Below are 26,322 nucleotides of genomic sequence, written 5' to 3'. Positions count from 1 at the left end.
GTCATTCCCGCGCAGGCGGGAACCTCCGTTCCGGGATCTAGGGATCGTAAAACAGAGGTTCCCGCCTGCGTGGGAATGACCCCGTGGTAGGTCGAGCAGCTCGACAGTCCCGCTCCTTGCCTTTTGCCCGCCCCAGGCGCAGTCTTCCCCATAGAAAAACCGCCACTTACGCTAGCATCAGACGAATGCCGGCGACGACAGGACGGTGACAGGGAGCGGCCCTAGTATGGCAGCCCTGCCGGACGGAACGACGTCCGGATTTTTACATGGGAGGATCTATGAACAAGCTGCTTCTCGCTGCGCTGGTTTCCGGCGCACTCGCGCTCCCCGCTTATGCGGCGGACTATACCATTATGGCGCCTGCTGCCCCCGGCGGCGGCTGGGACCAGACGGCCCGCACCATGCAGGAGGCTCTCCAGGCCGAAGGCATTTCGGGCAATGTGCAGGTCACCAACGTTCCCGGCGCCGGCGGCACCATTGGCCTCGCCCAGTTCGTCAACCAGTACAATGCCAATCCCAATGCGCTGATCGTCGGCGGCTATGTGATGGTGGGCGCCATCCTCACCAATGCCTCGCCTGTTTCGCTGGCCGATGTCACCCCGATCGCCCGCCTCACCGGCGAATCCGACGTCATCGTGGTGCCCGCCGCTTCCGAACTCAAGACTGTCGATGACCTCGTCGCCAAGCTCAAGGCTGATCCGGGCTCGGTGTCCTGGGCTGGCGGTTCGGCCGGCGGCGTCGATCACATCGCGGCCGGCCTCTTCGCCAAGACCGTTGGCGTTGATCCCACCACCGTCAACTACATCGCCTATTCGGGTGGTGGCGAAGCCCTGGCAGCCGTGCTCGGCGGCCAGGTCACGGTCGGCATTTCGGGCCTCGGCGAATTCGACGCCCAGATCCAGTCCGGCGACCTGCGCGCTCTGGCCTCGACCGGCGCAACCCGCCTCGAAGGCTCTGATATCCCGACCCTGAGCGAATCGGGCGTCGACCTCGTGGTCGAAAACTGGCGCATGGTCGCCGCTGCCCCCGGCATCACCGATGAGCAGAAGGCCGCCATCTCAGCCGATATCGACAAGATGGTGCATTCGGAAGCCTGGAAGGCTGCACTCGCCACCAAGGGCTGGGCCGACATGTACCTGGCTGGCGCCGACTTCGACACTCAGCTCGCCGCTGATACCGAAGCCACCACCGCCATCCTGAAAGACATTGGCCTGGTGCAATGACGACTGGGCAACCCAATCTCTCGCGCCGCCCCGATGGGGCGGCGCTTGTCATAGCGGCCGTCCTGGCCATCATTGGTGCTGTCATCATCTGGCAGACCTCGCTGATGCGCGTGCCCCCCATTCAGGCGCGCGTCGGCCCCACGGTCTTTCCCTATGTCATCGCCGGCGGGCTATTGTTGCTCTCCATCGGCACGGTTTTAGCCGCCTTCCGTGGCAAGTTCCCCGCGCGCGAACGCGATAATTACGGCCCCATGGCCTGGATTATCGGCGGCCTCGTCGCCCAATTGCTGCTGCTGGGCTGGGCGGGTTTCTCGATCGCCACCGGCCTGCTCTTCGCCTTCACCGCCAAGGGCTTCGGCCGCGGTCCATTGTGGCAGACCATTCCCATCGGCGTCGTTTTCGCCTTCGTCGTCTGGTTCATTTTCTCGCGCGGCCTGCAGCTTTCCCTGCCCACGGGCCCGCTCGAACGTCTCGTTCCCTGATCGGAAGGCGCTGATATGGATACCTTCGGTCTGCTCGCCCAGGGGCTCGTCGCCGCCCTCCAGTGGCAAAATCTCATCTATGGCCTGATCGGGGTGACCCTGGGCACCGCCGTCGGCGTGCTGCCCGGCATTGGCCCGGCGCTGACCGTGGCTTTGCTGCTGCCCGTCACCTATCGGCTCGATCCCACCGGCTCGCTGATCATGTTTGCCGGCATTTATTACGGCGGCATGTATGGCGGCTCGACCACCTCCATCCTGCTCAACACACCCGGCGAAAGCGCCTCCATCGTCACTGCGCTGGAGGGCAATAAAATGGCCCGCAAGGGCCGGGGCGGACCTGCTCTGGCCACCGCCGCCATCGGCTCGTTCGTTGCCGGTCTCATCGCCACTTTGGCGCTCGCCTTCCTCGCCCCTTGGGTCGTCAAGGTGGCCCTGTCCTTCGGCCCCGCCGATTATTTCGCGCTGATGGTTTTGGCCTTCATCACCGTCTCGGCTGCCTTTGGCAACAGCGCCCTGCGCGGCATCACCGCGCTGTTCATTGGCCTGGGCCTGGGCGTCATCGGCATTGATCTGCAAACCGGTCAGTCGCGTCTCGCCTTCGGCATTCCCGATCTGCTCGACGGCATCGAAGTCACCACGCTGGCCGTGGCGCTGTTTGCCATTGGCGAAACCCTGGCCATTGCCGCCACTCCCAACCAGATCAAGGAAGAAGTGCTGGCCGTCAAAGGCTCGGTCTGGATGACCGCGCAGGATTGGAAACGCTCCTGGGGCGCCTGGCTGCGCGGCACGTTGATCGGCTTCCCCATCGGCGCCATGCCGGCCGGTGGCGCCGAAATCGGCACCTTCTTCTCCTATGCCACCGAGCAGCGCCTCACCAAATATCCCGAGGAATTCGGCCACGGCGCCATCGAAGGTGTCGCCGGACCCGAGGCGGCCAACAATGCCTCCGCCGCCGGCACGCTCGTGCCGCTCTTGACCCTGGGCCTGCCCACCTCGGCCACCGCCGCCATCATGCTGGCCGGCTTCCAGCAATTCGGGCTGCAGCCCGGCCCCTTGCTGTTCGCCAACAATGCCCCTCTGGTCTGGTCGCTGATCGCGAGCCTCCTCGTCGCCAATTTCATGCTGCTGGTCCTCAATCTGCCGCTGATTGGCCTCTGGGTCCGCCTGCTGACCATTCCCAAGCCCTGGCTCTATGGCGGCATTCTGGTGTTTGCTACCCTGGGCACGATCGGCGCCAATGGCGCCATGTCCGGGCGGCTGGGGCCCATCCCGTTCTCGTTCGAGCTGGGCATGCTGCTGGTCTTTGGGCTCCTGGGCTATATCCTGCGTCGCTTCGATTATCCCATCGCGCCGGTCGTCGTCGGCCTCATCCTTGGCCCCATGGCCGAACAACAATTGCGCCGCGCACTGGCCATCAGCCAGGGCGACCCAATCATCCTGGTGCATTCCCCGATTGCGGTGGTGATGTATGCCGTTGCGCTGGTCGCCATCGTCCTACCGCTGATCATGCGCCTGCGGGGCAGGGGGGCAGTCCTCAGCTCCCTCGCCGCTAACGAGGACTAAAAAGCAAAAAGCCCGGACGCGCCATCACAGCGCATCCGGGCTTTTTCACGTTGATCGGCAACTCGATACGGGTCGCACAGGGAGGGGCCAGCGCCCCGCTTCGAGCAGGAGACTTACCTGCCGATCGAACGGAAAGCGTCAGCGTCGATGCCGAGGGACTTGAGGTGCTTGGTTTTGGGCATCCGCCCGGCTTCCACCGCGTTGGACACAGCAGCAGCGCTGCCGAACACTTCCACGAAGGTGCCAAGGGCTGCAAAGAAACGATTGTTCCGATGAGTGCTCATTGCCATTTTCCTCTCAAAGCCCGGCCAGATCGCCGTTCGCTTTCATGAGTGTGTAAATGGGCTCATCCCCGTCCGACCGGTAGGGCCATTCCATCATTCCAGCTATGCGTCTAGCGCGAATGCCTGGCTAGAAACGCCAATTTTCAGCCGATATTCCAAACACCCACCCACTGATATGCGCTGGACGCATGGGATTTTTACGGCTTGGGCGAAACAATCTCCTGCCACGTGTCCAGAAATCGCCGCTTGCGCTGCTGGTCGAGCGACACCAGCAGCGCCGGCCCCAGCGGTATCGGCTGGATCACCCCGCGCCCCCGGCCCGCAATGGCCTCGCTGCTCCATTCGCCCACCCCGCCCGCCACCACCGAGCCCAGTGCCGTCTGCCCCGCCGCAATGGCCTGCCCCTCCGGCGACAGCGCAAAATCGACAAACGCCTTGCCCAGCTCGGGGTAGGGCGCATCGCGCGGGATCATCATCGAGCGCGTCAGCACCAGCACATAATCGTCCGGCACCACGATTTCGATATTGGCCCCCGCCGCCTTGCGCGCAAAGGCATAGGAGCCCAGCACATTATAGCCCAGCGCAAGCGAGCCATCGGCCACGCCATTCAAAATGGCCGGGCTCGATCCGCTGAATTGCGCATTCACCCGGCCAAACGCCGCGGCCAGCCGCCAGAAGTTCGACGAAATCGTCTGGTCCTGCGCCGCCAGCAGATAGCCCACGCCCGAGACCCCGATATCATAGGTCGCGATCTTGCCGCGGAACCGCGCCGTCTGGTTTTCCAGCAATTCGGCCAGCGTCAAATGCGTGCGCGGCACTTCATCGGCCCCGATCAGGTCGGGGTTATAGATGATCACCGCCGGCTCAAAGGTGAACCCAAACAGCTCATTGCGCCAATACGCCCATTCCGGCAATTGCGCCAGATAGGGGCTGTCATAGGCCAGCGCATAGCCGTCATTGGCGAGCTTGACCTGCAGGTCCGACGCCGAACTGATCACCAGGTCCGGCTTGGGATTGGTATCTCCCGCCAGGAACCGCTCATAAAGCGGCACCGAATCCGTCTCTTCGTAAATGACCGTCACCCCCGGCCAGCGCAGCTGAAACCCCGCCACGAACTGGGCGAATAGCGGCGTATCGGTCACCCCCAGAATGGTCAGCACCTGCTCGCTGCTGCCGTCCGGTGCCGGATAGCGCGACTCCACCGCCCGCGCCTCCTGCGGCTGCACCAGCACTAGACACAGCGCCAGCATGGCGACGCTGCCGAGCGCCTTGCGCAATTGCTCAAGTCTGGCATTGCGCCCGACCAGCGGCAATTCAATCTCCACCGCCAGCCCGCCGCCCTCCCGGTCCTTCAATCGCAGTGCCCCACGATGCGCCTCCACCACCCGCTTGACGATCGACAGCCCCAGCCCCGACCCTACCTTGGCGCTGGCGCTGCTGCCTCGCTTGAACCGCGCCAGCACCACGCCCTTTTCCCCATCGGGAATGCCCGGCCCGCTATCGGTCACCACCATGGTCAGCAACCCGTCCTGCATCGCTCCGGCAATGGAAACCGAGCCCTCCGAATAGACCATGGCATTATCCACCACATTGCGGACCATCTCGCGCAACGCCACCCGATCGCCACGAATTTGCGCCGCTGCCACCGCCTCAGGAATGTCGAGGTTCAGCCGCGCCGATTGATCGCCATCCAGCCGCTGCCGCACATCCTCGATCACCGCCCCAAACGGTGTCGTGTCGCTCTCCTGGTTTTCCAGCCGGTGGGAAATCGTTGCATCCATCAGCAATTGCGACACCAATTGGCTGGCATGGATCGCCCCCTGGTGGATGCGCCCCACCCGCCGGCGCAGCGCGTCGGGGTCCTGCTCGTCCATCGCCACTTCCGCCTGCGCCCGCAACGAAGCCAGCGGCGTGCGCACTTCATGGGCCGCCTCTGCCACCAGCCCGCTCAGCCGCTCCATACTGCTGCCTAGCCGCGCCATGAAGGCATTGAGTGCCCCCACCAACTGGCTCACCTCCACCGGTACCGGCACATCGAGAGGCGACAGATCATCGGGCGTGCGCCCGCGCAAAGCCTGTTCCAGTTGATAGAGTGGGGCAAACATGCGCCCAATGCCAAACCACACCAGCGCCACCGCCAGCAGCGTCAGCGCCACCACCGGCACAATGGCATTGCCCAAAATCTCATTGGCCAGCGCCTCCCGCTCATTCTGCGTTTCGGCGACATGGATGGTCACCCAATCGGTTTCGCTGGCCGACGAGGTCAGCCGCCCGACGCTGGCCACCCGCACCAGCTCGCCGCGATACATCGCGTCCTGAAACACCGGCCCTGCCGACTGCATCTCCGTGAGGTTGGCCGACAGGTCATCATACCCGGTGACCGCCCGCCCACGCGGGTCTTCCACCGCATAGAACACCCGGTCCCGCCCCGAAAACATGCCAAACGAGGCAAACGGCAATTCCACGATCACCGCATCGTTTTCCACCTGCACCGCCCCGGCAATGGTCAGCGCCGACGCCGCCAGCAAGCGATCAAACGCCCGATCCGCCGCCCGCTCCGCATAATCGCGGATAAACACCACCAGGATAACCGCCGCCCCCAGCAGCAGCGCCACTGCCAGCGCCAGAATCCGCCGCCGGATGGAAAACGAATGAGCCGGCATTGGCCCGCTACCCATTGGGCGCCCGCAGCACATAGCCCACGCCGCGCACCGTGCCGATCTCGATATCAGCCGCTTCCAGCTTTTTGCGCAGCCGCGAAATATGCAGCTCCAGCGCATTGACCGACACGGCTTCATCGAAATTGAACAGCTGGTTCATCAGCCGCTCCTTGGGCACCACCTTGCCCGCATTGGTCACCAGGATTTCCAGCAGCCGGAACTCGCGCCGCCCCAATTCCAGCGATTTGCCGCCGATCGAGGCATTGAGCCCGGCCATATCCAGCGCCAGATTGCCCACGCCCAGCGTGCTCGTGGTCTGCCCGCCGGTCCGGCGCATCAACGCCCGCAGCCGCGCTTCCAGCTCCCGCAGGTCGAACGGCTTGACCAGATAATCATCCGCCCCCAGATCGAGCAGGCTCACCTTGTCATCGATTTCCGAGCGCGCCGTAATCACCAGGATCGGTGCATTGAACTTGCGCTTGCGCAATTCGGCGATCAGCCCGATCCCGTCCCGATTGGGCAGCATCAGATCGAGCGCCACCGCATCGAACGCATCGCCCTCGGCCGCCGACACCACATCATTGCCGTCCCGCACCCATTCCACCGAGTGCCCAGCGGTACGCAGCCGCTTCTCGATGGCCTCGCCCAGGTCTTCATTATCTTCGACAAGCAATATTCGCATCGGCGCCGATGGTCCCCCCGCCGGCACACTATGCTCGCGAGCCACAGGGCTCAACCCTCGCCTCAGTAGACCTCATGGTGAGCCTGTCGAACCACGAGGTCGTGGCACCAATCCGCTAAAACACCGCCATCATCGAAGCCGCCACCGCCACAATGCCCAGCGCCGCTAGCCCTGCTGCCATCAGCATGGTCTGCGTGCGCTGCATCTGCGCCGAGCGATGCGCCGCCAGCCGCGTTGCCTTGATGTCGGATGTACCCAGATGTGTCATTTGCCGCCCCTAATTGTCGCCGGCCACTGCGCCAGTCATTGCCAAGGGTCGCCGCCATTAAGCTCTTCTCACCCGCGAGAAAAAGCTAACCCGGACATCGCTGCTGCGCGAAAGCCTCCCTGTCAAAGCGGTTAATTTACATAAAATCCGATCAATCCCGATCTTGTATGGTAGATGCTTGATCCCGCCCGCGCGCCGTGGCAGAACATGTGCCATGACCCATTCAGCCCATCTCCATCCCGATCGCTTGTTCCCTGCCTCCCAACCGGCCCAGTCGATTGCGCGCGAGCTTTACCCCGCCGTGGCCGACCTGCCGCTGATTTGCCCGCATGGCCACACCGATCCGTCCTGGTTCGCCAATAACGGGCGCTTCTCCGATCCGGCCGCGCTCTTCCTCACGCCCGACCATTACGTATTGCGCATGCTGCGCAGCCGGGGGCTGGATTACGATGCGCTGGGCGTGCCCCGTAAGGATGGCAAGCCCGTCGCCGATGGCCGCACCGCCTGGCGCCTCTTTGCCGCCAATTATCACCTCTTTGCCGGCACCCCGTCCAAGACCTGGACCGACCATTCCCTGCACTGGGCCTTCGGCATCACCGATGAGCTGTCATCCGCCACGGCCGACGCCATCTATGACAAAATCGACGCCGCCCTCGCCACGCCCGACCTGCTGCCGCTGGCTTTGCTCGACCGCGCCAAGGTGGAAGTCATCACCACCACCGAATTCGCCCTCGATCCCCTGGTCCATCACCAGAAGATGGCCGAGACCGGCATTCTGGGCCGCGTCCGCACCACCTATCGCCCCGATGACGTGACCGACCCGAGCCGCCCCGCCATCGTCGACAATCTCAAGAAATTTGCCGAACTGACCGGCGAGGACGTCACCAACTGGGCCGGGCTGATCAATGCCCACCGCGCCCGCCGCGAATATTTCCGCCGCTACGGCGCGCTCGCTACCGACCATGGCGTGCCCTCCGCCAACACGGCTGACCTGCCGCTGATCGAAAAGCAGGCTTTGCTCGACAAGATTCTCTCCGGCAAGCATGACGCCGCCGATGCCGAACTGTTCCGCGCCCAGATGATGACCGAAATGGCCTTGCTTTCGGTCGAAGACGGCATGGTCATGCAGCTCCATGCCGGCTCGCGCCGCAATACCGATCCGCTGCTGTTCGCCACCCGCGGCGCCGATCTGGGCGCCGACATCCCGGGCACCACCGACTATGTCAACGGCATGCGCGCCCTGCTCGCCTGCTGCGGCAATGAGCCAAACCTGCGCCTGATCATGTTCGTGCTCGACGAAACCACCTATGCCCGCGAACTGGCCCCCATGGCCGGCTATTGGCCTTCGCTGATGATCGGCCCGCCCTGGTGGTTCCACGATAGCCCGCAGGGCATCCGCCGTTATCTCGATCAAGTGGTCGAGACCGCCGGCTTCTACAACCTCGCCGGCTTCAACGACGACACCCGCGCTTTGCTCTCCATCCCCGCCCGCCACGACGTCTGGCGCCGCGAAGTCTGCGGTTTCCTCGCCACCTGGGTCGCCGAAAACCGCCTCAGCAAGAGCACGGCCGAAGAGCTAGCCAAGCATCTGAGCTATCAAGCTGCGAAAGACGCCTACAAGATCAGCTAAAAGAAACCCCTGATCCCAACCGAAATTCGCCTTCGCGAACTCGGTGTCCCTTCGGGCACCTTCTCCCACAAGGGGAGAAGGGTAGCTCTGTGGTTAGGCTAAGCGCTGAGGCCAACCCTCGCCCCTTGTGGGAGAGGGACAGTAATTTCTTCGTTCAGAAGAAATTACAGGGTGAGGGGTACTGCGCCATCCCATGCCAGAAGCCCGTCGTCCCTCACGGCGACTTCCACAGCACCACCAGCAGCACCAAAATCCCGGTCACCAGCAACACCAGTGTCCCGGTCAGCCCGTTGAATACCTGCCGCCCCAGGCTCGGCGCAGCCTCGTCGGCCGCCAGGATGTCGGAAAGTCCTTTGGGGTCATGCCCCTTTGCGCTCGAATACGTCATGGTCCAGTTCCCTTGTGCTTTGGGCGCTGTCTCTGCGTCGCGATCAGTCTAACTCCGGCCAACTTTATCAAAACTTGCAGCAGGCCGGTTTGCTGGCGTTAGGGTTGCCATTGTGCCAAATATCTTGCTTAGCAAATGCCTACCGCGCCGCATTTCGATCAAGTTCTTTTGCCAAGCGCAGTTAATGTCGAAAGCAAGCACGCCTTCTGATCTAATGGCTGACATGAATCAGTCTCCCGCCGAAACCGCGCTCAGCCGCGCCATGATCCGCTGGTCCCTGACCAAGTCGACGCCCGTGGCGGAAACCGCCACCAGTTGGATTTTCCGCGTCGAGCAAAATGGCCGCAACTTCGCCGCCCTCAAAATCCTCAAGCCCCTGGCCCTCGAGGAAGAGAGCCGCGGCGCCCAATTGCTGAACTGGTATGGCGGGGAGGGTGCCGCCACCGTCTTCGACATTCACGGCAATACCATTTTCATGGAATGGCTCGATGGCAGCACGCTGGGCGATGCCGTCCGCGCCGGCCATGATGATGAGGGCACCATCGCCATTGCCACTGTCGTCGCCAATCTGCACCGCCCCCGCGACGGCGCGCCCGAAAGCCTGCAGGTCCTGCGCGAGCGCTTCCAGACCCTGTTCGATACCGACGTGCGTCTCTGGCCCCACACCTCGCGCGATCTCTATGCCCGTGCCACCGGCATAGCCCTTCGCCTGTTCGACCGGCCCACGGCGCAGATTCCGCTGCATGGCGATCTGCACCACGACAATATCATCTCCTCCGATCGCGGCTGGCTCGCCATCGACCCAAAGGGCCTATTGGGCGATCCGGTCTATGAAGTCGCCAATGTCTTCATCAATCCCGAGCGCGCCGATGCCGTGGCTGCCGATCCGCGCCGCATCGCCGCCCGCGCCGATATCCTGGCCCAGCGCCTCGCCTATCCGCGCAAGCGCATCCTGGGCTGGGCCGCCGCCCACGCCGCGCTCTCCGCCTGCTGGGACCTGGCCGACGGCAATGCCATAACCGGCCAGCTCGCTTGCCTGCCCAATCTGCTCAGCGCCTACGACCAGGCCGTCTAGCCCATGGATGTACCGATGACGTTGCTCACGACCTCGCGCCGCGGCGTGCTCATGCTGGGTGCAGCCCTGACGCTCTCGGCCTGCGCCTCCACCATGCCGGCTCTGGCGCCCGCAGTGGCGACCCCCACGCCCGAAACCCTCACCGACGATCAGATCATGGCGGCGGTCAATGCCGTGCGCAAAGCCAATGGCGCCGCCCCCTGGAGCTATAGCCAGCGCCTCGAAGACGCCGCCCGCTCCCAGGCCCGGCTCATGGCCCAGCGCGATACGCTCAGCCACGATCTGGGCGTCACCCTGCGCGAACGCGTCACCGCCGCCGGCTATATCGGCGCCGTCGGGGAGAACCTGGCCCGCGGCCACACCTCGCTCGAAGCCGCCCTGCAAGGCTGGATGAACTCCGCCGGCCATCGCGGCACCCTGCTCAGCCCCAAATTCACCGAATTCGGCCTCGCCGTCACCCGCACCCCAGCCGGCCGCCTCTACTGGGCCCTGATCGCCGGCGGCAGCTTCGATGCGTGGCGGGTTTATCAATAGCGGGCACGACCTCGTCCCCCCACCGGGCCCACCCTCGCCCCTTGTGGGAGAGGGACGGCATTTCTTCGTCCAGAAGAAATGACAGGGTGAGGGGTTCTGCGCCCGCCCATGCCAGAAACCTAGAAAGCGACCCCTCATCCGCCCTGCGGGCACCTTCTCCCACAGGGGGGAGAAGGAAGGCTGTGTGCCTAATCCTCTGTCCGCCCCGTACCCTCCCGATCCCGCTCATACCCCCTCAACCCCGCAAACCTCGGCAGCCATCCCTCCCGCCGAACAGTCCACAATTCATAACTCGGCCTGAACTGATCAATCTCATCCAGCGCCCCCAGGTTCACCTCAACCTCATCCCCACTGCGCGAAAATACCGACGAGCCGCAATTGGGACAGAAAAACCGCCCCGCATAATCGCGAACCTCGCCCTCGATCGCCACCGCATCCTGCGGAAAGATCGCCGAGGCATGAAACAGCGCCCCATGATGCTTGCGGCACTCAAGGCAGTGGCAAAGCCCCACCCGATAGGGCGGCCCCGACGCCACAAACCGCACTCTGCCGCACAGGCACCCGCCGCTGACCCGATCCATGCCGCGTCTCCCTAAGTGGGCAGGGGACCTTACGAACTCAGCGTCCGCCGCACCGCCGCATCCCAACCCCTAATCTTGCCCTTGCGTTCCGCCGCCGCCATTTTCGGCTCAAACCGGCGGTCTCGCGCCCAGCTCTCGGCAAATTCAGCCATCCCCGGCCACACCCCCGCCCGTGATCCGGCCAGCCACGCCGCGCCCAGCGCCGTGGTCTCCAGAATAGTCGGCCGGTCCACCGGCGCGTCCAGCACATCGGCGAGAAACTGCATGGTCCAGTCCGACGCCACCATGCCGCCATCCACGCGCAGCACCGTGTCCTGCCCGCCCTTCCAGTCCTTGCGCATCGCCGCCAGCAGGTCCAGCGTCTGGTAGCAAACCGCCTCCAGCGCCGCCCGGGCGATTTCCGCCGGCCCCGAATTGCGCGTCAGCCCATAAATCGCCCCGCGCGCCTCGGCATCCCACCAGGGCGCCCCCAGCCCCACAAAGGCGGGCACCATATAGACATGCTGGCTCGGATCGGCGCTCTGCGCCAGCGGCCCGGTCTCGCTGGCATGCTTGACCAGCTTCAGCCCATCGCGGATCCACTGCACCGCCGCCCCGGCGATAAAGATCGAGCCTTCCAGCGCATAAGTGGTCTGCCCATCCAGCCGATAGGCGATGGTGGTCAGCAGCCGGTTCTTGCTCGCCACCATGTCCTTGCCGGTATTAAGCAGCGCAAAACACCCCGTGCCATAGGTCGATTTGAGCATGCCCGGCTCAAAACAGGCCTGCCCGATCGTCGCCGCATGCTGGTCGCCCGCCACCCCCAGAATCGGGATTGCCGCGCCGAACAATTCAGCCTCGGTCACCCCGAAATCGGCCGCGCAATCCTCCACTTCCGGCAACAAAGCCGCCGGCACTTCGAACAGCTCCAGCAGGCCCTTGTCCCAACGGTTTTTGCCGATATCGAACAGCAGCGTACGCCCCGCATTGGTCGCGTCAGTCACATGCCGTTTGCCGCCGGTCAGCCGCCAGATCAGGAAAGAATCCACCGTGCCGAAGGCCAGCTCGCCCTTTTCGGCGCGCTTGCGGGCGCCTTTCACATTGTCCAGCAGCCAGCGCACTTTCGTGCCGGAAAAATAGGGGTCGAGCAGCAACCCGGTCTTTTTGGTAATCGCCTTTTCATGGCCCGCCGCCTTGAGCTTGGCGCAAAACGCCGCCGTCCGCCGGTCCTGCCACACAATGGCATTGTAAATGGGCTTGCCCGTCTGCCGGTCCCAGATCAGCGTCGTCTCGCGCTGATTGGTAATGCCAATCGCCGACACATCCGCCGCCTCAATCTTGGCCGCCTTCAGCGCCTCTTTGACCGCCCAGACCACACTCTCCCAGATTTCTTCGGGGTCATGCTCCACCCAGCCGTCGCGCGGAAAAATCTGGGTAAATTCCTTCTGCCCCGACCCGGCAATCTTGCGATCCGCGCCAAACACAATCGCCCGGCTCGACGTCGTCCCCTGATCGATCGCCAGAATATATCCGCTCATTATTCCTCCAACCGAGCTTGTCTTTCTTTCTTCCCCTCTCCCACAAGGGGAGACGGAAGGCTAGCTAGCCCGCCATATACCCATCCAATTCCACCGCCTCATCCGCACTCATCCGCAGCCCCAGCTTGGTCCTCCGCCACAGCACATCCTGGCCCACCCGCGCCCATTCGTGGGCCATCAGGTAATCCACCTCGGCCTGATACAAATCCGCCCCGAAATGCCGCCCCAGCCCGCCGACATCGGCGGCCGCGCCCAATATCACCCGCGCCTTTGTGCCATAAAGCCGCATCAGCCGCCGCACCAGCCCATCGGGCATCCCGGCATAATCCTTGTGCAGCCGCCGCACTTCGGCCTCGAACGACAGCGGCTCGAATTCCCCGCCCGGCAGCTTGCTCACCTTGGTCCAGGCCGGACCCCTCTTGCCCAGCACGCCCTCGATCTTCTCCAGCACCGACTCGGCCAGCCGCCGCGATGTGGTCAGCTTGCCGCCAAACACATTGATTGCCGCGCCACTCTGGGCGTCGCCATCCACCTTGAGCACATAATCGCGCGTGGCTTCCTGCGCCGCGCTCGCCCCATCGTCGAACAGCGGCCGCACCCCCGAATAGGTCCAGACAATGTCGCCCCGGCTCACCGGCTTGGCGAAATATTCGCTCGCCGCCGCGCAGAGATAATCCGTCTCCCGATCCGAAATGGCCACATCCTTGGGGTCGCCGGCATAATCCTCGTCGGTCGTGCCGATCAGCGTGAAATCGCCCTCATAGGGAATGGCGAAAATGATCCGCCCATCCGCATTCTGGAAAATATAGCAGCGGTCATGGTCATATAGCTTGTTCACCACGATATGGCTGCCTTTGACCAGCCGCACATTATGCGCGCCATTCTTGCCCATCGTGCCATTGATGACGCTATCCACCCACGGCCCCGCCGCATTGACCACCAGCTTGGCCCGCACGCTCTGGCGCCCACCTTCGCCATCCAGTTCCACGGTCCAGCCACCGGCATCCCGCCTTGCGCTCGTCACCTTGGTCCGCACCTGCACAATAGCGCCCCGATCCGCCGCGTCGCGCGCGTTGAGCACCACAAACCGCGCATCGTCCACCCAGCAATCGGAATATTCAAACCCCAGCCGATAGCCGGGCTTCAGCGGCTTGCCCACTTCGTTTCGCGTCAGGTCCAGCGTCTTGGTCGGTGGCAACAGGCGTCGCCCGCCCATATAATCATACATGGCGAGGCCCGCCCGCAGCACCATCGCCGGCCGCAGCCCCTTGTGATGCGGCAGCACGAACCGCAGCGGCTTGATGATGTGCGGCGCATTGGCCCACAGCACTTCGCGCTCGGCCAGGGCTTCATGCACCAGCCGGAATTCATAATGCTCGAGATAGCGCAGCCCACCATGCACCAGCTTGGTCGCCGCCGATGAGGTGCCCGAGGCCAGGTCATGCATCTCGGCCAGCATCACCGAATAGCCGCGTCCCACCGCATCGCGGGCAACGCTGGCGCCATTAATGCCCCCGCCAATCACAAACACATCGACTTGCTCGGTCATCGCTGCAGCCTCTTTCGTTATGCTTTCGTTTCTACGCGAAGTGATTTCGTTTTGAAAGGCTGCTAATCTTCCATACAAGATCAAGTTGACCCATGCGACGCGACAGGCTAGGGCAGTTGTGTCCTTCGGCCCCGGGTCCCGGCCATGCTCGCCATCATCACCGTTATTGCCCCGGTTTTTGCCCTGATGGCGCTTGGCTATGGCGCCGTGCGCTTCCGCCTGTTCCCCGCCGATGGCATCAAGAGCCTAATCGCCTTCGTGAACAATTTCGCGACGCCCTGCCTGCTGTTTCATTCCCTGCTCACCAGCGATTTCCGCTCGGCGTTCAACCTCGCCATCATCGTGCCCTTCTATGCCGGCGCGCTGGTCTGCTTTGCCCTCGGCATCTTCATCGCCATCAAATTCTTCCGCACCCGCCCGGGCGAGGGCGTCTCCGCCGCCTTTTCAGGCACCTTCACCAATACGGTGCTGGTCGGCCTGCCCATCATCCAGCGCGCCTATGGCCCTGAAGCGCTCCCGGTCACGCTCTCTATCATTGGCCTCCATGGCGCGATCCTGCTCACCATCGGCATGGTCACCATGGAATTGGTCCGCCGCGATGGCCAATCCCTGGGCAAAACCCTCATCGTCGCCGGCAAGCGCGTCGGCTCCAATCCGCTGATCTGGGGCATTGCGGCGGGCATGATTGCCTCCTTCGCCGGCGTCACCCTGATCGAGCCGGCCGAAGCCTTCTTCGTCATGATGAGCCAGGCCGTGGTCCCCGCCGCCCTGTTCGGCGTCGGCGGCGCGCTTAATGAATATAAGCTCAGCGACAGCTGGAAGCACGCACTGGTCGCTTCCTCCATCAAGCTGATCCTCCACCCCGCCATCGCCTATGGCTTGATGATCTGGGTGTTCCATGTCGACATGGCCATCGCCCGCTACGGCATCCTGCTCTCCGCCATGCCGGTCGGGGTCAACGCCTATATCTTTGCCACCTATTACAATCGCAGCGTCAGCGTCGCCACCAATACGGTGCTGATCACCACCCTGGCCTCGGCAGTCACAATTTCGGGCTGGCTCTATATTCTGAGCCTTTAAGCCGCCGCGACGCTGATCTCGATCTCTTTGACCCCATCCCCCGCCGGCACCAGCCGCAGGGGTTGCGTCGAGAGCCCGTCCAGCCCCGCTGCCAGCCGCACATGCCGGTCGGTGGGGCACATCTGCAGCCGCGGATCGAACCCGATCCAGCCCAACCCGTCGTCAAAGGCTTCCGCCCAGGCATGGAACGCGGCCACGCCATCCTCGGCGTCCACCAGATAGCCCGTTACATAGCGCGCCGGAATATCGAGCGCCCGCGCGCCGCCGACAAAGCTATGCGCATAATCGCTGGCCGGGGGCAGGGGCTTGTCCACCCCGCCCTGGCTCTGGCTCTGCCCGCCATCGGCCTGCATCTGGCTCTGCGCCGGCGCTTCATCGGTGCCCAGCATTTCGCCCACCCGCGCCATCAGCCCATGCAGCACATCGAGCCGGCTTTCCCGCGCATTGCGATATTTGCCATAGAGCGTAACCGGGGCCTTGGTCAGCGGCGTCACCCGGCGATAGAGCGCCGGCACCGGTTCACCCCCGACCCTTCCGAGCACGCCATGCCGGTCGGTCGTCTCGATCACGCCCTTGACTGTCACCACTAGGTCCCCTTCGGGCCGGCTCTGGTTCACCAGATGCGCGATATTGCCATAGGCGTCGCTAAAGCGGCCGGCATTGCCGATCCCCGCCATTTCGACGCTCCAGCTTTCTACGGTTTGCGTCGGTCCGCTTTGCGGCGTCAGCAGCAATTGCAGCACGGCGTTGGCCGTGCCCGCCGGCGGTGTCACGCTGAGCTGGTGGCGTATGGCAATGCGCATCAAGACCGGACCCGGTTAATAGAAATTGTAGCTTTCGGACAGCGCATCGGTCACCCGGTTGTTGCGAGCAATGAATTCGGTGAGGAATTCATGCAGCCCATGGGTGAAGATCTTTTCCATGCTGGTGTCCTCCACCATGGCCAGCAATTGGCTCGCCGCCTCCTGGCAGGCCTGCTGGCGCCCATAAAAATCGGCCAGCAGATTGAGATTCTGCTGCACGAATTGCGCACAAAAATTCAGCGAGCGCGGCATTTCCGGCCGCAGGATCAGGAAATCGGCGATATTCTGCGCCTTGTAGCGGTCGTGATAGACATGCCGATAGCTGCGATGCGCCGAGGCCGCCCGCAAGATCAGCGTCCATTGCTGAATATCGAGATCGCCCCCCACCAGCGTGGCGCGCGGCAGCAGCACATAATATTTCATGTCCAGGATGCGCGCCGTATTATCCGCCCGCTCCACGAAATTGCCCGCCTGCAGAAATGCGAAGCCATCGTCGCGCAAAATCGTACCCAGCAGCGCCCCGCGGAATTCATGGCTGCGCTGCTTCACCCATTGCAACAGGCCCAAGAGCTTGGCCCCCCGCACATCGCGCGGCTTGATCTGGGAATATTCCAGCCACGCCCCGTTCATGCTCTCCCACATATCGGTGGTGATGGCGGTGCGCACCGAGCGCGCATTGGTCCGCGCCGCCTGCAGGCACGAATAGACCGAGCTCGAATTATCCGGGTCGAACATCATGAAATGCGCGACCGTATCCACATCGGCCGTCTTGTGCTTGGCGGCAAACGCCTCATCGACCTCCGCCGCCTGCATCATCGACATCAAATGCTCGCTCGACCCGCCCTCGCGCCGGCTGGTCAGGCTCATGCGATAGCCGACCTCCAGCAACCGCGCCATATTCTCCGCCCGCTCCACATAGCGCGATAGCCAGAACAGATTTTGTGCCGTCCGTCCCAGCATCATGGCCGCACCCCCACCCCGGCCCTCCCCACAAGGGGGAGGGAGAAGAGGGCATTGCGGCTCAGGCGGGCACAGTGCGGTTCCCTCCCCCTGTGGGGAGGTCAGCTTTTTTTCGCTTGCAGCGAAAAAGCGGGGGTGGGGGTAGTCTCGTCAAACACGCCAAACATGGGGCTCATCATCAATCTTCCAGCACCCACGTATCCTTGGTCCCGCCGCCCTGGCTCGAATTGACCACCAGCGAGCCCTTTTTCAGCGCCACCCGCGTCAACCCGCCCGGCGTGATCCGCACCTTGTCGCCCACCAGCACATAGGGCCGCAAATCCACATGGCGCGGCGCCACCCCGGCATTGACGTAAGTGGGGCAGGTCGAGAGCGCCAAGGTCGGCTGCACGATGTAATTGTCCGGCCGCGCTTCGATCTTCTTTTTGAACTCGGCATGCATGGCCTTGGTCGAGGTCGGCCCCACCATCATCCCATAGCCGCCCGAGCCATGCACTTCCTTGACCACGAGATCAGCAATATTGGCCAGCACCCAATTGCGCTGCTCCTCGTCGGTGCAATTATAGGTCGGCACATTGTTCAGCAGCGCCTTTTCCCCGAGATAGAATTCGATGATTTCGGGCACATAGGTATAGACCGCCTTGTCATCGGCAATCCCGGTTCCCGGCGCATTGACCAGCGTCACATTGCCCGCCCGATAGGCGTTGAACAGGCCCGGCACGCCCAGCATGGAATCAGGCCGGAAGGTAAGGGGGTCGAGATAATCGTCGTCGATCCGGCGATAGATCACATCTACCCGCTCCGGTCCGGTCGTCGTCCGCATGTAAACCTTGCCGCCATCGACAAACAGGTCCGGCCCCTCGCAGAGCTGGGCGCCCATCTGGTCGGCCAGGAACGAATGCTCGAAATAGGCCGAGTTATAAATGCCCGGCGTCAGTACCGCGATATTGGGCGACTGCCCCGCGCTGGCGGGCGCCACGCTTTCTAGCGTCCGCCGCAGGTTTTCCGGGTAAGTTTCCACCGGTGCTACCTTGCAGCGGTGGAACAGGTCGGGCGCCAGTTGCATCATCGCCTCACGGTCTTCCAGCATATAGCTGACCCCCGACGGCGTGCGCAGATTGTCTTCCAGCACGTAATATTCGTCCGGTCCCACCCGCACGATATCGACCCCGATAATATGGGCATAAACGCCCTTGGCCGGCTCCAGCCCCATCATTTCGGGGGCAAAGGCGGCATTCTGCAGGATCAGCTTTTCGGGAATGCGCCCCGCCTTCAGAATTTCCTGGCGGTGATAGATGTCATACAAAAACGCGTTGAGTGCCTTGACGCGCTGCTCGATCCCCTTGGAGAGCTTGCGCCATTCCTGTGCCGCGATGATGCGCGGAATCACATCGAACGGGATGACCTTTTCGGTGCCTTCTTCCGAGCCGTAAACCGCAAAGGTGATGCCCAGCTTGCGGAAAATCGCTTCCGCATCCGATTGCATCAAGGTCAGGGCTTTGTCGGGCTGTTCCTCCAGCCAGGCGTTCAGGGCCCGATAAGGTTCGCGGACAGAACCATCCGCATTGTACATTTCATCGAACGGCGCAGTTTCGGCCATTATGCTCCGCGTGGTGTTACGGCTTAGCCCATCGCCTTCACATTGCTACACATTTGTACGCAGCCGTCCAGCCGCTCAGCGCGACAATCGCAAGACGCCACCGCGTGAGCCCCACCTGACGGATCGCCTTCTACAGGGCTTGCGATACCCATCATGCCCATTATGCTGCCGCCAAACACCACCGGGAGGAGCCCCATTCATGACCATCGAAATCCTGCAAACCGGCAAGCTCCTCGCCAGCTGCGAAGCCGCCCTCGCCCAGCGCTACACTGTCCATAAACTGCACGAACAGGCCGACCCAAAGGCCTGGCTAGCCGAAAACGGCGCCCGCATCCGTGCCCATGCCGGCTCGGGCGTGCAGGCCGATCTGATGGATGCGCTGCCCAATCTTGAAATCATCGCCAGCTTCGGCGTCGGCTACGACAATATCGACACCAAGGCCGCCAAGGCCCGCAATATCCGCGTCACCAACACACCCGACGTGCTCAACGACGCGGTGGCCGAGCTCACCATCGGCCTGATGATCGCCTTGGCCCGCCGCATTCCCCAGGCCGATCAATATGTCCGCCAGGGCAAGTGGCAGCCCGGCGCCAGCATGCCGCTGTTTTCCGAACTGACCGGCAAGACCCTGGGCATTCTGGGCCTGGGCCGTATCGGCAAGGAAATTGCCTCCCGCGCCCAGGCAATGAAGATGCGCGTGGTCTATCACGGCCGCCACCGCCAGCTTTCCGAGCCGCATATCTATTACGATAACCTGGTGGATATGGCCCGCGACAGCGATTGGCTGGTCATCATCGCCCCCGGCGGCAAGGGCACCGAACGCATCGTGTCGCGCGAGGTTCTCACCGCCCTGGGTCCCAAGGGCATGCTGGTCAATGTCGCTCGCGGCACGCTGGTGGACGAGCCGGCCATGCTCGAGCTGCTGCAGAATGGCGGCCTGGGCGGCGCCGCGCTCGACGTCTTCGAAAACGAGCCCAGCGTCCCCCAAGCCTTCTTCGCCCTCGACAATGTCGTCCTCTCCCCCCACCAGGGCAGCGCCACGGTACAAACCCGCGACGCCATGGGCGCCATGCTCGTCGCCAATCTCGACGCCCACTTCGCCGGCGAACCCCTACTCAGCCAGGTGGTTTAGGCTCACCTCTCCCTCTGGGGGAGAGGTCGGCGCGCAGCGCCGGGTGAGGGGGCCTTTCGCTACTCCAAATTCTCCTGCACCATCGTCCCGGCGGCATGGATGCACACGATCTCCAGCCGCCCCGGCCCGATATTGGTGAATTTGTGCGGCACCCCGCCCGGCACCACCGCAATATCGTTCGGCCCCACCTCGATCACCTCATCCCCCGCCACCACGCGCGCCCGCCCCGATTTGACGATCCAGGTTTCGGCATAGGGATGCACATGCAGTCCCGGCCCTTGCCCCGGATCATTGTCCACCGAGAAAAACGAAATGCCGGTGCCATAGCCATCCCCCTCGAACCGGATCGTCCGGCTCTTGCTCGGTGGTCTGTCCGCCGCGCGCAATACATGCACCATTTGCCTGTCTCCTCTGGTTCTCTGACCACACGACGGGTGACCCCCGCCAGTTTCGACACGTCTTCCCTGCGCAACGCGGCGATTCCCATATCCGCCGCAATTGGCTAGCTTCACTGCCAACAAACAGGAGACGACGACATGGCTGATTGGTGGCGCGGTGGTGTGATCTACCAGGTGTATCCGCGCTCCTTCCAGGACAGCAACGGCGACGGGGTCGGCGATCTGCCCGGCATTCTGCGCCGGCTCGATCATATTGCGGGCCTGGGCGTCGATTGCATCTGGCTCTCCCCCATCACCCAATCCCCGCAAGAGGATATGGGTTACGACGTCTCCAACTATATCGATGTCGATCCGCTCTTCGGCACCATGGAGGATTTCGATAGCCTGATCGAGCGCGCCCACGCCCTGGGCCTCAAGGTCATCATGGACCAGGTGGTCAGCCACACCTCCGACCAGCATCCCTGGTTCCGCGAGTCCCGCCTGTCGCGCGATAATGCCCGTGCCGATTGGTATGTCTGGGCCGATCCGCTCCCCGATGGCTCCCCACCCAATAATTGGCCCGCCGTGTTCGGCGGCCGCGCCTGGGAATGGAACCCCACCCGCGGCCAATATTACCTGCACAATTTCCTCGCCAGCCAGCCCGACCTCAACTTCCATAACGCCGAGGTGCAGGACGCCGTCCTCGATATCATGCGCTTCTGGCTCGAGCGCGGCATCGACGGCTTCCGGCTGGACACCGTCAATTACTATTTCCACGACAAGAAACTGCGCTCCAACCCGCCCAACAAGCGCGACGAGCATCTGCCCTATGCGGTCAATCCCTATGACATGCAGGAGCACAAATATTCCAAGAGCCAGCCGGAAAACGTCGCCTTCCTGCAGCGCGTCCGCGCCCTGCTCGACCAATTCCCCGGCGCCACCTCGGTGGGCGAGGTCGGCGACAGCCACAAGGCCGTGGAACTGATGGCCGAATACACCTCGGGCGGCGACAAGCTGCACATGTGCTATTCCTTCGAGTTCCTGGGCCCCCAATTCACCGCCAAGCACTTCCGCACCCGCATCGAGCAATTCTTCAAGCACAGCAAAGATGGCTGGCCCTGCTGGAGCTTTTCCAACCACGACGTGCCCCGCCACATCACCCGCTGGGCGCCCCACAGCGTCGATCCCGCCGCCCTGGGCCGCCAGGCCGCCGCGCTCCTCCTCAGTCTCAAGGGCTCGGTCTGCCTCTATCAGGGCGAGGAACTGGGCCTGCCCGAAACTGACCTCATCTTCGAGGAACTGACCGATCCGCGCGGCATCCGCTTCTGGCCCGAAGACAAGGGCCGCGACGGCTGCCGCACCCCCATGCCCTGGGACGATGGCGAGGCCCCCAACGGCTTCACCACCGGAACGCCATGGCTGCCGGTCAAGCCACCCCAATCCGCCCTCAACGCCGCCCTGCAAAATGCCGACGCCAACTCCACCCTGGCCTTCTACCGCGCCATCCTCGCCTGGCGCCGCAGCCACCCCGTCCTCAGCGACGGCGATATCGATTTCCTCAAAACCCCCGAACCGATCCTAGCCTTCCGCCGCACCGGCCCCGACGCGACCATGCTCTGCGTCTTTAACCTCTCCGCCGAACCGCAACAGCTCACGCTAACCGGCGCAAACGCAGCGCCCGAGGCGATCTCCCAACACGCCGGCCTCGACAATGGCGCACTCACCCTCGGCCCCAACGGCTACGCCTTCATCGCCGTATCCGACGGCAAGGTGAAACTAGGCTAGGAGGGGGTACCCCCAAAACAAAAAGGCCCCCGGGCTTCCCCGAGGGTCTCTTTCACACCGTCTATGCGCCGGCTATCCCTTCGCCGCATTCGGCCCCACCGGCTTGAGCGTCAGCGGATCGAAAAACGCCATGGTCTGGCTGCCATCCGTCTTGGTGATGAAGGCCTGCACGCAGCCATTCCAGTCATTCACGCTGGACACATTATAGCCCTCGCGCTTGAGCCCCTGTTCGATGCCAAATTCGTGGTGCCGCACCGAATAGCTGGTGTCGCAACTCACTGGCGATACCGTATTGGCCGAGAGCGTATTGGCCTGCGCGGGCAGGGCAGCGGCACCCAGAGCCAGGCCGGCGGCGGCTATTGTCATGAAAAGCTTGATCATTTTTCCACATCCTTTCGTGTGTTGTGGATGTGATGACTGTGATCCCGCTTTTGCTCCGCCGCCAGTTAAAGCCCCTTCACCTGCATTACGCTTCGGACAGGCTCGTAAGGAGCGCTTCCAGAAAAAGTGGCTACCGGTTTTTCGGTTCGGAAGCGCGACGAAACAATGGCCTTAGTAGACCTGCTCAAGCGTGTTCGGATCGAAGAATTGCATGATTTCTCCGCCGCCCGGCTGGCGCACAAAGGCGCGGATACAGCCATTCCATTCCTCGGCGCGCGTCGCATCCACCCCGATCCGGCGCAGCCGCATCAGGTTGATCTCGTGGCGGTCGTCCGAATCTATCGTGCCGATGCGGATGCCCCCGCTGATCCGGATCCCGCCCGAGCCCCAATCGCCCCCGGTGCAAAACGGCGCCGCCGTGGCGGGCGTGGCCGCCAGCAAGGCCAGCGCGAAAACGCTCATCAATTTCTTGGACATGGAAATCTCCTCATTCCGCCTTCATGTGCCCAGCGATTGTGGCAGTCTCACGCCGGCTTTTCCCGCCGCCGGATCAACACCACCACCGCCGGAATGGCAAAGCTCAGCATCAGCAGCCGGATCACATGGTGTGCCGCAATAAACGCCGTGTCATAGCCCAGCGCAATCCCCAGCGCGCCCATGCCCTCCAGCGCGCCGGGCGATAGCCCCAGCCAGATCTGCCCATAGGGCATGTCCACCAGCAGGCTGACGATCCACGCCATGATGGTCACAATGCCCACCGTCATCGCCGTCGCCACGATCCCGCCCTTGGCCGCCGCAATGAATTCCCTGGCGGTAATCCCGGCAAAGCGCGAGCCGATCTGCGCCCCCACCAGAATAAAGGTCAGCACCACCAGTGGCCCCGGCATGGCCTCGGTATAAAGCCCGCCCAGCTTGGCCGCCGTCGCCGCCGCCATGGCGCCCAGCACCAGCCCTGCCGGCACTTTGAGCCGGATAAACACCAGCCCCACCGCAATGCATCCCGCCGCCAGCGCTAGCAATTGCCAGACATCGAGGAACTCACTCGCCACCGGCGGCACAAAATGATCGATCGGCAAAAACATCGCGCCGATTGGCACCACAATGGTCAGCATCAAAATGCGGATCACCTGGATAATGGCGATCTGGCGCGGCTCGCCCACCCCCGCCGAGGCAATGCCCATCACAAATGACAGATGCCCCGGAAACGAGCTCATATAGGCCGTGCCGGTATCGAGCTTGAACACCGACGACAGCATCCAGCCGGTCAGCGAAATGATCAGCACCAGTTCCAGTGCCAGCGCTGCGAGACTCACCGGCCAACTGGCAATCAGGCTCAAACTATCGGGCGCAACGCTCGCTCCCATCATCATGCCCACCAGCACGAACACCACATCCCGCAGCCGATTGGGAATGCGCATCGGCAGTCCAGCCATCGCCGCCGCCGTCACCGCCAGCGCACCCCCCATCAGCCACCCCGCCGGCATGCCGAGTGCCGTTGCGACGGCACCCCCACCCGCCGAAATGGCCAGGGTCAGCAGGGTAGGGTAGAGATTTTTGACGAGAGGAGAACCAATAGACATTGTAGGTATGTGCCTCTACTCAGCAGGAGACCATGACCGGTGATGCGCTTTTTGCTCGATCTGCCGGGCCGTTTTTTTGAAATTGTCGGCAAGATAGCCGTGGTGGTGCTGCCAATTCTATTGCTCTGGACCCTTTACGGCATTGCCACGGAGCACTGCATATCGTTCCGGCGCGGCCAATCCTGTGTGAATGACGAGCCCATAAGTTTCTGGTTTTTCACCGGTCTGATCAGCATTTCGCTTATAGTCTATGTGGTCGCAGCGATTTTCTTGCTGCTCAATGTCCGGAAGGCTCTGCGCGCGCGCCGCAATCTGCGGGCTCAGCAAGGGGGAAGACGGTAGAGCCTTGCGCCCTCAGTTTCTGCGCCTCCCTCCCCTTGATGGGCTTCGAGCCGTCCCGCAGGGCAAATCGCTCCAGTGGAGCGATTTGAGGGGAGAAGGCCATGAGAGCTATGCTCGAATGGCCAGGAACGAGGGTGGGGTGAGGGGAGCCACCAAGGTTCGGGCTTAGGGAGCCTACCCCACCGGCATCGCCTTCTCCGCCAGCCGCACCCAATAGCTCGCGCCCACCGGAATAACCGCGTCGTTGAAATCATACGTATCGGTATGCAGTTCCGAGCTGTCCCCATTGCCCAGGAATATATAGGCCCCCGGCCGCTCCTCCAGCATGAAGGAAAAATCCTCCCCGCCCATCGATGGCGGCACGTCCGCATCCACCCGGTCCGGCCCCGCCACCTCAGCCGCGACCTCAGCCGCAAAAGCCGTCCGCCCCGGCTCGTTCACCGTCACCGGATAGCCCCGCGCATAGCGAATGCTCGCACTTGCGCCAAAGCTCGCGGCAAACTGGGGCACCATCTCGCCCAGCCGCGCCTCGATAAAATCCTGCACTTCGCCATCCAGCGTGCGCACCGTCCCGGTAATCTTGGCGGTCCGGGAAATCACATTATCGGCTTCCCCTGCCTCGACCATGGTCACCGACACCACGGCGCTTTTGAGCGGGTCGACATTGCGCGACACAATGGTCTGCAGCGCCGTCACCAGATGTGCTGCCACCATGATCGGGTCGATCGTCTGCTGCGGCCGCGCCGCATGCCCGCCCACGCCGGTAATATCGATGTAGAACCGGTCGGTCGCCGCCATGATGCCGCCAACCCGAATGCCGAAATGCCCAATCGGCATGCCCGGCCAATTGTGCATGCCATAGACTTCGGAAATGCCGAAGCGCTCCATCAGCCCGTCGCGCACCATTTCCTTGCCGCCGCCGCCGCCTTCTTCCGCCGGCTGGAAAATCACCGCCACCCGCCCGTCGAAATTGCGTGTCTCGGCCAGATATTTCGCCGCGCCCAGCAGCATGGCCGTGTGCCCGTCATGCCCACAGGCATGCATCCGGCCGTTGACACTGCTGGCATAGTCCTTCCCGGTCTTTTCCGTCACCGGCAGCGCATCCATATCCGCGCGCAGCCCGATCGTCTTGCCGCTGTCATTGCTGCGGCCATTGATGATGCCCACCACCCCGGTCCGGCCCAGCCCGGTCACGATTTCATCGACCCCGAACTCCGCCAGCAATTCCGCGACCTTGCCCGCCGTCCGCTCCACATCGAAAAGGATTTCCGGATGCGTGTGGAAATCCCGTCGCCAGGCGGTAATCTCGTCATGAAATTCGGCAATTCGGTTCAACACGGGCATCAAAACGTCCAAAACAGGCAAAGCTAACGTCAATGTCGCTGCCCCAAAGCCCGCCGTCAACCGTGGCCACGCTGTCCGCCGCAAACCATGTCGTGTTCTTGGCTCCCAACCACACCCCACCCACGGGGTCATTCCGGCGCAGGCCGGAATCCATGCCGAAGACCATCCACACGCTGGATGGCGCAGTACGCCACGGACATGGATTCCGGCCTGCGCCGGAATGACCCGGTGAAGGGATCAGCACGGTGAGCAAGCCCCCCAACCCCTCCTCCCCACCGCTCTCCCTCGGGCTCGACCCGAGGGCCACTCTTCGCTTGCACCGGGAGAGCGGCGTTTGGCGAGAGCTCCCAAGTAGACCTCATGGTGAGCCTGTCGAACCACGAGGTCGCGGCACCATCCAGCCACGACCCCACCCTTCGACAAGCTCAGGATGTGGTCTACTGAGGAGCACCCACCAGCACCCTTTTCCAAAAATCCCGCCTCGGCTGGTCAGAATTTCCCT

The 26,322-nt window shown here is 63.2% G+C and carries 26 protein-coding genes; 10 read left to right on the top strand and 16 right to left on the bottom strand.

Annotated features, from left to right (window positions below):
- Positions 1-278: 278 nt before the first annotated feature.
- Genes N8A98_RS05135 through N8A98_RS05125 form a run of 3 tightly spaced genes read left to right on the top strand, consistent with a single transcriptional unit; the run spans position 279 to position 3,268 of the window.
- Positions 279-1,223, top strand: a complete 945-nt coding sequence (locus N8A98_RS05135) for a Bug family tripartite tricarboxylate transporter substrate binding protein (RefSeq protein ID WP_262169696.1) — start codon at positions 279-281, stop codon at positions 1,221-1,223.
- On the top strand, positions 1,220-1,705 hold the full coding sequence (locus N8A98_RS05130; RefSeq protein ID WP_262169694.1) for a tripartite tricarboxylate transporter TctB family protein: 486 nt from the start codon (positions 1,220-1,222) through the stop codon (positions 1,703-1,705). The genes N8A98_RS05135 and N8A98_RS05130 overlap by 4 nt, the downstream gene beginning before the upstream one ends.
- A gap of 15 nt (positions 1,706-1,720) precedes the next feature.
- On the top strand, positions 1,721-3,268 hold the full coding sequence (locus N8A98_RS05125; protein WP_113124031.1) for a tripartite tricarboxylate transporter permease: 1,548 nt from the start codon (positions 1,721-1,723) through the stop codon (positions 3,266-3,268).
- A 113-nt stretch (positions 3,269-3,381) separates the two neighbouring features.
- On the opposite strand, the gene N8A98_RS05120 is transcribed toward N8A98_RS05125, so the two are convergent.
- The 4 genes from N8A98_RS05120 to N8A98_RS05105 all read right to left on the bottom strand — a co-directional run bounded on the left by N8A98_RS05120 (position 3,382) and on the right by N8A98_RS05105 (position 7,162).
- Positions 3,382-3,552, bottom strand: coding sequence for a hypothetical protein (locus tag N8A98_RS05120; protein ID WP_262169691.1), 171 nt, complete (start codon positions 3,550-3,552; stop codon positions 3,382-3,384).
- 197 nt (positions 3,553-3,749) lie between these two features.
- The gene (locus N8A98_RS05115; protein ID WP_262169689.1) at positions 3,750-6,215 is read right to left on the bottom strand and encodes a sensor histidine kinase; all 2,466 of its coding nucleotides are present in this window, start codon (positions 6,213-6,215) and stop codon (positions 3,750-3,752) included.
- Positions 6,216-6,222: 7 nt separating this feature from the next.
- Positions 6,223-6,894 (bottom strand): response regulator transcription factor, encoded by a 672-nt coding sequence (locus N8A98_RS05110; protein ID WP_113123899.1) that lies wholly within the window; start codon positions 6,892-6,894, stop codon positions 6,223-6,225.
- Between the two features lie 115 nt (positions 6,895-7,009).
- A complete protein-coding gene (locus N8A98_RS05105) occupies positions 7,010-7,162 on the bottom strand; it encodes a hypothetical protein (RefSeq protein WP_262169687.1) in 153 nt (50 codons plus the stop codon).
- Between the two features lie 214 nt (positions 7,163-7,376).
- Between N8A98_RS05105 and uxaC the strand changes: the two genes are divergently transcribed.
- Entirely contained in the window at positions 7,377-8,792 is a 1,416-nt protein-coding gene (gene uxaC, locus N8A98_RS05100) for a glucuronate isomerase (RefSeq protein WP_262169685.1), read from the top strand.
- A gap of 214 nt (positions 8,793-9,006) precedes the next feature.
- Here the strand turns inward: uxaC and N8A98_RS05095 are convergent, their stop codons facing one another.
- Positions 9,007-9,180 (bottom strand): hypothetical protein, encoded by a 174-nt coding sequence (locus N8A98_RS05095; RefSeq protein ID WP_262169683.1) that lies wholly within the window; start codon positions 9,178-9,180, stop codon positions 9,007-9,009.
- A 223-nt stretch (positions 9,181-9,403) separates the two neighbouring features.
- On the opposite strand from N8A98_RS05095, the gene N8A98_RS05090 reads away from it, so the two are divergent.
- Both N8A98_RS05090 and N8A98_RS05085 read left to right on the top strand, forming a co-directional pair.
- Positions 9,404-10,255, top strand: coding sequence for an aminoglycoside phosphotransferase family protein (locus N8A98_RS05090; protein WP_262169681.1), 852 nt, complete (start codon positions 9,404-9,406; stop codon positions 10,253-10,255).
- A gap of 15 nt (positions 10,256-10,270) precedes the next feature.
- Entirely contained in the window at positions 10,271-10,789 is a 519-nt protein-coding gene (locus N8A98_RS05085; RefSeq protein ID WP_262169679.1) for a CAP domain-containing protein, read from the top strand.
- Positions 10,790-10,977: 188 nt separating this feature from the next.
- Here the strand turns inward: N8A98_RS05085 and N8A98_RS05080 are convergent, their stop codons facing one another.
- From N8A98_RS05080 to glpD, 3 genes are all read right to left on the bottom strand, one after another.
- Complete coding sequence (locus tag N8A98_RS05080) at positions 10,978-11,370, bottom strand: GFA family protein (protein ID WP_262169677.1); 393 nt, start codon at positions 11,368-11,370, stop codon at positions 10,978-10,980.
- Between the two features lie 29 nt (positions 11,371-11,399).
- Complete coding sequence (glpK, locus tag N8A98_RS05075) at positions 11,400-12,887, bottom strand: glycerol kinase GlpK (RefSeq protein WP_262169675.1); 1,488 nt, start codon at positions 12,885-12,887, stop codon at positions 11,400-11,402.
- Positions 12,888-12,951: 64 nt separating this feature from the next.
- On the bottom strand, positions 12,952-14,436 hold the full coding sequence (gene glpD, locus N8A98_RS05070; protein WP_262169673.1) for a glycerol-3-phosphate dehydrogenase: 1,485 nt from the start codon (positions 14,434-14,436) through the stop codon (positions 12,952-12,954).
- 144 nt (positions 14,437-14,580) lie between these two features.
- Here glpD and N8A98_RS05065 point away from each other — a divergent pair, with 144 nt between their 5' ends.
- Positions 14,581-15,516: an AEC family transporter gene (locus N8A98_RS05065; protein ID WP_262169671.1), complete on the top strand. Its 936-nt coding sequence runs from the start codon at positions 14,581-14,583 to the stop codon at positions 15,514-15,516.
- Here N8A98_RS05065 and N8A98_RS05060 read toward each other — a convergent pair.
- The 3 genes from N8A98_RS05060 to N8A98_RS05050 form a co-directional block, all read right to left on the bottom strand.
- Entirely contained in the window at positions 15,513-16,319 is an 807-nt protein-coding gene (locus N8A98_RS05060) for a transglutaminase family protein (RefSeq protein ID WP_262169669.1), read from the bottom strand. The two genes, N8A98_RS05065 and N8A98_RS05060, sit on opposite strands and share 4 nt — an antisense overlap.
- A gap of 15 nt (positions 16,320-16,334) precedes the next feature.
- The gene (locus N8A98_RS05055; RefSeq protein WP_262169667.1) at positions 16,335-17,282 is read right to left on the bottom strand and encodes an alpha-E domain-containing protein; all 948 of its coding nucleotides are present in this window, start codon (positions 17,280-17,282) and stop codon (positions 16,335-16,337) included.
- Positions 17,283-17,457: 175 nt separating this feature from the next.
- The gene (locus N8A98_RS05050) at positions 17,458-18,879 is read right to left on the bottom strand and encodes a circularly permuted type 2 ATP-grasp protein (protein WP_262169665.1); all 1,422 of its coding nucleotides are present in this window, start codon (positions 18,877-18,879) and stop codon (positions 17,458-17,460) included.
- Between the two features lie 199 nt (positions 18,880-19,078).
- Here N8A98_RS05050 and N8A98_RS05045 point away from each other — a divergent pair, with 199 nt between their 5' ends.
- Positions 19,079-20,011, top strand: coding sequence for a 2-hydroxyacid dehydrogenase (locus tag N8A98_RS05045; protein WP_262169663.1), 933 nt, complete (start codon positions 19,079-19,081; stop codon positions 20,009-20,011).
- Positions 20,012-20,070: 59 nt separating this feature from the next.
- Here the strand turns inward: N8A98_RS05045 and N8A98_RS05040 are convergent, their stop codons facing one another.
- A complete protein-coding gene (locus N8A98_RS05040) occupies positions 20,071-20,409 on the bottom strand; it encodes a cupin domain-containing protein (protein ID WP_262169661.1) in 339 nt (112 codons plus the stop codon).
- A 138-nt stretch (positions 20,410-20,547) separates the two neighbouring features.
- On the opposite strand from N8A98_RS05040, the gene N8A98_RS05035 reads away from it, so the two are divergent.
- Positions 20,548-22,173, top strand: coding sequence for an alpha-glucosidase family protein (locus tag N8A98_RS05035; protein ID WP_262169659.1), 1,626 nt, complete (start codon positions 20,548-20,550; stop codon positions 22,171-22,173).
- 72 nt (positions 22,174-22,245) lie between these two features.
- Here the strand turns inward: N8A98_RS05035 and N8A98_RS05030 are convergent, their stop codons facing one another.
- From N8A98_RS05030 to N8A98_RS05020, 3 genes are all read right to left on the bottom strand, one after another.
- Positions 22,246-22,554 carry a PepSY domain-containing protein gene (locus tag N8A98_RS05030; protein WP_262169657.1) on the bottom strand — a complete coding sequence of 103 codons (309 nt, stop codon included), beginning with the start codon at positions 22,552-22,554 and terminating at the stop codon, positions 22,246-22,248.
- Between the two features lie 171 nt (positions 22,555-22,725).
- Positions 22,726-23,031 (bottom strand): hypothetical protein, encoded by a 306-nt coding sequence (locus N8A98_RS05025; RefSeq protein WP_113121127.1) that lies wholly within the window; start codon positions 23,029-23,031, stop codon positions 22,726-22,728.
- Between the two features lie 47 nt (positions 23,032-23,078).
- Positions 23,079-24,134, bottom strand: coding sequence for an AbrB family protein (locus N8A98_RS05020; protein ID WP_262169654.1), 1,056 nt, complete (start codon positions 24,132-24,134; stop codon positions 23,079-23,081).
- 42 nt (positions 24,135-24,176) lie between these two features.
- On the opposite strand from N8A98_RS05020, the gene N8A98_RS05015 reads away from it, so the two are divergent.
- Positions 24,177-24,476: a hypothetical protein gene (locus tag N8A98_RS05015; RefSeq protein WP_262169652.1), complete on the top strand. Its 300-nt coding sequence runs from the start codon at positions 24,177-24,179 to the stop codon at positions 24,474-24,476.
- Between the two features lie 174 nt (positions 24,477-24,650).
- Here N8A98_RS05015 and N8A98_RS05010 read toward each other — a convergent pair whose 3' ends face one another.
- Entirely contained in the window at positions 24,651-25,820 is a 1,170-nt protein-coding gene (locus tag N8A98_RS05010; RefSeq protein WP_262169650.1) for a M20 aminoacylase family protein, read from the bottom strand.
- Between the last annotated feature and the right edge of the window lie 502 nt (positions 25,821-26,322).

Source organism: Devosia neptuniae (genome assembly GCF_025452235.1).
Lineage (GTDB): Bacteria > Pseudomonadota > Alphaproteobacteria > Rhizobiales > Devosiaceae > Devosia.
The sequence above is the reverse complement of the archived record's forward strand: the minus strand, read 5'-3'. Positions and strand labels throughout refer to the sequence as shown.

Coding starts and splice junctions, on each gene's coding strand:
- N8A98_RS05060 (WP_262169669.1), bottom strand. CDS start 16,319: ATGCGCATTGCCATACGCCACCAGCTCAGCGTGACACCGCCGGCGGGC.
- N8A98_RS05090 (WP_262169681.1), top strand. CDS start 9,404: ATGAATCAGTCTCCCGCCGAAACCGCGCTCAGCCGCGCCATGATCCGC.
- N8A98_RS05055 (WP_262169667.1), bottom strand. CDS start 17,282: ATGATGCTGGGACGGACGGCACAAAATCTGTTCTGGCTATCGCGCTAT.
- N8A98_RS05115 (WP_262169689.1), bottom strand. CDS start 6,215: ATGCCGGCTCATTCGTTTTCCATCCGGCGGCGGATTCTGGCGCTGGCA.
- N8A98_RS05080 (WP_262169677.1), bottom strand. CDS start 11,370: ATGGATCGGGTCAGCGGCGGGTGCCTGTGCGGCAGAGTGCGGTTTGTG.
- N8A98_RS05105 (WP_262169687.1), bottom strand. CDS start 7,162: ATGACACATCTGGGTACATCCGACATCAAGGCAACGCGGCTGGCGGCG.
- glpD (WP_262169673.1), bottom strand. CDS start 14,436: ATGACCGAGCAAGTCGATGTGTTTGTGATTGGCGGGGGCATTAATGGC.
- N8A98_RS05065 (WP_262169671.1), top strand. CDS start 14,581: ATGCTCGCCATCATCACCGTTATTGCCCCGGTTTTTGCCCTGATGGCG.
- N8A98_RS05025 (WP_113121127.1), bottom strand. CDS start 23,031: ATGTCCAAGAAATTGATGAGCGTTTTCGCGCTGGCCTTGCTGGCGGCC.
- N8A98_RS05085 (WP_262169679.1), top strand. CDS start 10,271: ATGACGTTGCTCACGACCTCGCGCCGCGGCGTGCTCATGCTGGGTGCA.
- N8A98_RS05130 (WP_262169694.1), top strand. CDS start 1,220: ATGACGACTGGGCAACCCAATCTCTCGCGCCGCCCCGATGGGGCGGCG.
- N8A98_RS05040 (WP_262169661.1), bottom strand. CDS start 20,409: ATGGTGCATGTATTGCGCGCGGCGGACAGACCACCGAGCAAGAGCCGG.
- N8A98_RS05020 (WP_262169654.1), bottom strand. CDS start 24,134: ATGTCTATTGGTTCTCCTCTCGTCAAAAATCTCTACCCTACCCTGCTG.
- N8A98_RS05135 (WP_262169696.1), top strand. CDS start 279: ATGAACAAGCTGCTTCTCGCTGCGCTGGTTTCCGGCGCACTCGCGCTC.
- N8A98_RS05120 (WP_262169691.1), bottom strand. CDS start 3,552: ATGAGCACTCATCGGAACAATCGTTTCTTTGCAGCCCTTGGCACCTTC.
- N8A98_RS05050 (WP_262169665.1), bottom strand. CDS start 18,879: ATGGCCGAAACTGCGCCGTTCGATGAAATGTACAATGCGGATGGTTCT.
- N8A98_RS05045 (WP_262169663.1), top strand. CDS start 19,079: ATGACCATCGAAATCCTGCAAACCGGCAAGCTCCTCGCCAGCTGCGAA.
- N8A98_RS05010 (WP_262169650.1), bottom strand. CDS start 25,820: ATGCCCGTGTTGAACCGAATTGCCGAATTTCATGACGAGATTACCGCC.
- N8A98_RS05095 (WP_262169683.1), bottom strand. CDS start 9,180: ATGACGTATTCGAGCGCAAAGGGGCATGACCCCAAAGGACTTTCCGAC.
- N8A98_RS05035 (WP_262169659.1), top strand. CDS start 20,548: ATGGCTGATTGGTGGCGCGGTGGTGTGATCTACCAGGTGTATCCGCGC.
- N8A98_RS05030 (WP_262169657.1), bottom strand. CDS start 22,554: ATGATCAAGCTTTTCATGACAATAGCCGCCGCCGGCCTGGCTCTGGGT.
- N8A98_RS05110 (WP_113123899.1), bottom strand. CDS start 6,894: ATGCGAATATTGCTTGTCGAAGATAATGAAGACCTGGGCGAGGCCATC.
- N8A98_RS05015 (WP_262169652.1), top strand. CDS start 24,177: ATGCGCTTTTTGCTCGATCTGCCGGGCCGTTTTTTTGAAATTGTCGGC.
- glpK (WP_262169675.1), bottom strand. CDS start 12,887: ATGAGCGGATATATTCTGGCGATCGATCAGGGGACGACGTCGAGCCGG.
- N8A98_RS05125 (WP_113124031.1), top strand. CDS start 1,721: ATGGATACCTTCGGTCTGCTCGCCCAGGGGCTCGTCGCCGCCCTCCAG.
- uxaC (WP_262169685.1), top strand. CDS start 7,377: ATGACCCATTCAGCCCATCTCCATCCCGATCGCTTGTTCCCTGCCTCC.